The sequence below is a fragment of the bacterium genome (assembly GCA_035691305.1).
Classification (GTDB): Bacteria; Sysuimicrobiota; Sysuimicrobiia; order Sysuimicrobiales; family Segetimicrobiaceae; genus DASSJF01.
The window spans coordinates 1-4,597 of record DASSJF010000017.1; the positions used below are offsets into that span (position 1 = coordinate 1).

Sequence of the window (4,597 nt, forward strand, 5' to 3'; positions counted from 1 at the left end):
ATCTGCAGCAGCCGTCGCACGTCTTCATCTTCTGGCACACGTGGTAACATCCGAGGCACTCTGACGCGAATCCCCCGCGCGGGGGTGTCCGCCAGCAGCCCCGTTTCGACACACCAGCGAAAAAACGTCCTCAGGGGCCGAAAATAGAAGTGGACACTGGCGGGTTTGAGGGTTTCGCTCAATCCGGTAAGATAGCGTTGAATGCCGAGGGGGGTGGCGTCGGTGAGGTTCCGAAGCCCGAGTGTCCGTCCGAACCGCTCCAAACTTACCGTGTAATTGCCAATCGTCCGGGACGAGCAGTTTCCTACCCTACGGTTGAGGAGAAATGTCTCGACGGCTCTCTGATATTCAGTTTCGGGGTGATCACCTGCTTTTTCGGGGCTTGCTAGCGGCTCAAACTCGCGGAACTCGTTGATAGATAAGGGCTGGTGGAGACGACGGGATTCGAACCCGTGACCCCCTGCTTGCAAAGCAGGTGCTCTCCCACTGAGCTACGTCCCCACGCGCTTTCATTCTAGCATGCGCGGGATCACGTCGGCCGCCAGCCGCTCCATCTGCGCGGTCTCGTCGAACAGCGGGGTCAGCAGAATCATCCCGGCGCCCGCGTTCGCCACCTCACGGAGGCCGTCTACGCACGCGCTCGGCGGACCGAAGACCGCCACCGATTCCAGATTCCGCGCGCCCGAGTTTGCGTACAGCGCGTGCAGCGCGGCGTGGACCCGCTGTCGGACGCGCGCGGTGTCCTCGTCGACGGCGATATAGACGCGCTTCGCGATCGGGAAACCGTCCACGGATCGGCCGGCCTCCGCCACGGCCTCGCGTAGCACCCGCACCTGTTCCGCGAACCGGACCGTCGGCTGCGATCCGGCGCCGAAGAAACCGTCGCCGAGCCGGACGGCCCGCCGCACAGCGTCCGGATGAGCGGCGCCGAACCAGACCGGCGGGTGCGGTTTCTGCAGCGGCTTCGGCTCCATCGCGGCGCCCTCGAGCTGCCAGTACCGGCCCTTGAACGTCACGCGAGACTCCGTCCACAGCGCCTTCATCAGCTGAAGCCCTTCGACAAAGCGCGTCACGAGATGGTCGGGCTCGACCGCGAATGCGGAGAACATCCGCCGCCCGCCGATCCCCACCCCGACCTCGAGACGGCCCCGGCTGATCTGGTCGAGCGTGCTCAGACTCTTGGCAAGATGGACCGGGCTGTGCAGCGGTGTGACAAATACGGCGCACCCAATGCGAATGCGCTCCGTGCACGCGGCCGCATACGTCATCGTCTCCATCGGCGCGAGGTGCGGCATCGAGCCGAGGACCTGCTCTTGCGTCCACGCGCTGTGAAACCCCAGGGCCTCGGCCCGGGCCATGTGGGCGCGAAACTCGGCGGGATCGAAGGCCCCGTCGCCGACAAACTGCGGGATCGAGATCGCAAATCGCACGCGCCGTCCTCCCGAATCACGCCCTGAGGCTGCCGAGTATCACGCCCGGCGATGTTCGCGCCGCGGGACCGCCCTCCCTCGCGCCTTCGAGGAGTCTACCGCCCAGCGTCCAAATTCGTTCGCGTGCCCTCGTCGTCCGGAACCGGCGTCACGGCCGCGAACGGCCCATCCGAGACCGGCGCCGCGCCGGTCTCGAACCTCCGGCTCGGGCTCTTCGGAGCCGCGGGATTCTTGACCGCGATCTCTTGGCAGTTCGTGGTCCCGGTCTTGCCGCTGCATATCGCGCGCATCGGCTACAGCGCGGCCCAGGTCGGCTTTCTCGCCAGCCTGCTCAACCTCGCGATGGGCGTGGTGGAGCTCGAGGTCGGTAGGATCGCCGCCGGCGTCGGCCGCCGGCGCACGCTGATCGGCGGCCTGGCGCTGCACGCGGTAGCGATGGTATGGGCCGCTCAGGCGCGGGCCGCGGCCGCCATCGGCGCGGCGCTGGCCGCGGTCGGCACCGCGCGCGCCTCGATGTGGACGCCGCTGATGGCCGGCGTCGCCGAGGAGGCCGCCGCGCACACGCGGGGCCGGACGTTCGGGACGTTCTGGACCGTCACGTCCGCGGGCTTTCTCATCGGGCCGGCGATCGGAGGATTTGTCGCCTCGCAGTACGGCGACCGCGCCGCGTTCTATCTCGGCACGGCCGTGAGCCTCGTGGCCATGCCGGTGGTGCTGCTGATCACGCGGCCGGGTCGGCCCGAAGCCGCGGCCCCCCGCGTTCATCCCGCGGACGTCCTGCGCGATCCGGCGTTTCTGAGGCTCTTCGTCGCGAACCACCTGTTCTACGCGGTGTCCGCGATCTGGTCCACGTTTCTGCCGCTGTACGCGGCGGCGCAGGGGATCTCGGTCCTCGTGATCGGCGAGATCTTCGCGGTCCAGGGCCTGGCCTACGCGCTGTGCCAGGTTCCAACGGGCCGGCTCGCGGACCGGATCGGCGCGGAGCGGCTGATCGTGCCGGCGGTCGTCGGGCGGGCCGTCGCGTCGCTCGCCGTGCCGCTGCTGCACACCCCGGGCGCGTTTGTCGCGCTCGGCATCGTCTACGGATTTCTCGGGGGCATCGTCCCGGTGAGCTTCACCACGCTCATCGCGCGCATCACGCCGCGGGAGCGCTACACGAGCGCGATGGGCGTCTACAACAGCTCCGGCGATCTCGGGTTCTTCGTGGGACCGCTCGTCGGCGGCGCCGCGGCGCTGCTCGGGATCGCCGCACCGTTTCTCCTCTGCGCGCCGCTCGGCGCGGCCGCGTGGCTCACCGCGCAGAGCGCCGCCCGCGCCGTGCGCGCACGGGAGGCCTGACCGGCTCTCCGGCTTCGAGGAGGGCGCGGATCGTCTGCATCGCGCCGACGAGACGGGCCTGGTCGCGCGCGGTCAGACGGCGCAGCATCGCCGCCGTTTCGTCGTGCGACCGCGCGTCCAGCGGGGCGAACGCATCCCGTCCCCGCGCCGTCAGCGCGATCAGGCGCCGGCGGCCGTCTGACGCCGACGGGATCCGGCGGATGAGGCCCCGCCCCGCAAAGCCGCTCAGGATGCGGCTGAGATACCCGGGGTCCAGATCGAGATCCCGGCCGAGATCCGCGGCCGTCGCCTGCGGCCGGCGCGCGACCTCGTAGAGCACCCGGGCGGGCGTCAGAGAAAACGGGCTTCCGAGGTAATCTTTGCGCAGCAGGCCGATCCGCCGGGTGTAGTACCGGTTGAACGCCCGGACCGCGTCGACGCGCGCCGGGAGGGCGCGGTCAGCCATCCTCGCTCACGATCTCGTAGTGGCGGACCCGCGTGTCGTACCGCGTGAGGAGGGCCGCGGCCTCCGGCTCGACCACCGCGACCTCGACGTCTTGTCCGGCGAAGGCGCGGATCGCGTCGAGGGACCGCCACCGCGTCACGACGACGATCTCCGCCTCGCCGTCCGCGTCGCGGCGGAGCAGCGAGGCGCCGGCGTAGCCGTCCACGCCGCGCAGCTGCGGCACGACCCGTGCGCGCAAATGCTCGGCGTAGAGCGGCACCCGTACGGGCGCCGTCCGCGCCGTCCAGACGCGCGCGATCACGGCGTGCCTCCGGCGACGACGGCCCACGGCTGCACGTCCCAGCGCCGGACGAGACCCTCGCGGACGTAGGGATCGGCCTCGGCGAAGGCTTGGGCCGCGCCGCGGTCCGCGCTCCTGAAGACGAGCAGCGCGCGGGTCGGCGGATCCCCGAGCGCCCCCGCCAGGATCAACTCGCCCCGTGCGCTGGCGTCGCGAACGCGCGCGAGGTGCGCCGCGCGGTGCGGCGCCCGGCGCGCCACAAAGTTGTCCACGACCTCGTACAGCAGCACGTAGTGCTGAACGACGCCGACTTGTTCCATCGCGCTCACCCGCCCGCGGCCGGCGCGGCCAGTTGGATCTCGAGGCGCCGGTTCGCCTTGCCCTTATTTTCAGTCTTGACGATGCGGAGCGCGCCGATCTCGCCGGTGTGCCGCACGTGCGTCCCGCCGTCGGCCTGCGCGTCGTACCCCTCGATCTCGATCACGCGAATCCGCTCGACGTCCTTCGGGACAAGATCCCGCGCGAGCCGGACGAGATCGGAGCGCGCGAACTCCTCGTGCGTCACAAACCGCACGGCGATCGGCCGGTCCTCGGCGAGCACGCGGTTGGTCTCCCGTTCGATCTCTCCAACGCGGTCCTTGTTGAGGTCCTCGAGTGAGAAATCCATCCGCGCCCGGTCCGGATAGATCGCGCCCCCGGTCACCTTGGCATTGAAGAGCCGGTAGACCGCACCGACCAGCACGTGCAGCGCCGAGTGGTGCCGCATGATCGCGTAGCGGCGGTCCCAATCGACCGCGGCGCGCACCGGAGTCCCGGCCGCCGGCGCCGGGCCATCGAGCACGTGCCACACCGCTCCGCCGTCGCGGCGCATCTCGACGACGCGGCACTCCCCGCCCTCCCATCGCAGCACGCCGGCGTCCGACGGTTGTCCGCCGCCGCCCGGATAGAGGACGGTGCGGTCGAGCACGACCGCCCCCTCGCCGGCCGACTCCACCGAGGCGCCGGTCTCGCGGAGATAGCTGTCCTCGAGGTACAGGAGTTGTGTCATGGCGCCATCGTGGCAAAGATAGTTGACTTAGTCAAGCATCTCGCCTCCGTCGTCCC

General features: G+C 70.1%; 6 protein-coding genes and 1 tRNA gene. 1 reads left to right on the plus strand and 6 read right to left on the minus strand.

What is annotated here, in order from left to right; translation table 11 throughout:
- Window positions 1–426: 426 nt before the first annotated feature.
- Window positions 427–501, minus strand: a tRNA-Ala gene (locus tag VFL28_03205).
- Window positions 502–509: 8 nt separating this feature from the next.
- Window positions 510–1,430, minus strand: a complete 921-nt coding sequence (locus VFL28_03210; GenBank protein ID HET7263651.1) for an LLM class flavin-dependent oxidoreductase — start codon at window positions 1,428–1,430, stop codon at window positions 510–512.
- A 123-nt stretch (window positions 1,431–1,553) separates the two neighbouring features.
- Here VFL28_03210 and VFL28_03215 point away from each other — a divergent pair, with 123 nt between their 5' ends.
- Complete coding sequence (locus VFL28_03215; protein HET7263652.1) at window positions 1,554–2,768, plus strand: MFS transporter; 1,215 nt, start codon at window positions 1,554–1,556, stop codon at window positions 2,766–2,768.
- Here the strand turns inward: VFL28_03215 and VFL28_03220 are convergent.
- From VFL28_03220 to VFL28_03235, 4 genes are read right to left on the minus strand one after another with little or no spacing between them, the layout of a single operon-like run.
- Window positions 2,722–3,213, minus strand: coding sequence for a MarR family transcriptional regulator (locus tag VFL28_03220; GenBank protein HET7263653.1), 492 nt, complete (start codon window positions 3,211–3,213; stop codon window positions 2,722–2,724). The two genes, VFL28_03215 and VFL28_03220, sit on opposite strands and share 47 nt — an antisense overlap.
- Window positions 3,206–3,514, minus strand: coding sequence for an antibiotic biosynthesis monooxygenase (locus VFL28_03225; protein ID HET7263654.1), 309 nt, complete (start codon window positions 3,512–3,514; stop codon window positions 3,206–3,208). Before VFL28_03225 ends, VFL28_03220 begins: the two co-directional genes overlap by 8 nt.
- Window positions 3,511–3,813, minus strand: a complete 303-nt coding sequence (locus tag VFL28_03230; GenBank protein HET7263655.1) for a YciI-like protein — start codon at window positions 3,811–3,813, stop codon at window positions 3,511–3,513. Before VFL28_03230 ends, VFL28_03225 begins: the two co-directional genes overlap by 4 nt.
- 5 nt (window positions 3,814–3,818) lie before the next feature.
- Window positions 3,819–4,541, minus strand: a complete 723-nt coding sequence (locus VFL28_03235; GenBank protein ID HET7263656.1) for an alanyl-tRNA editing protein — start codon at window positions 4,539–4,541, stop codon at window positions 3,819–3,821.
- Window positions 4,542–4,597: the final 56 nt, after the last annotated feature.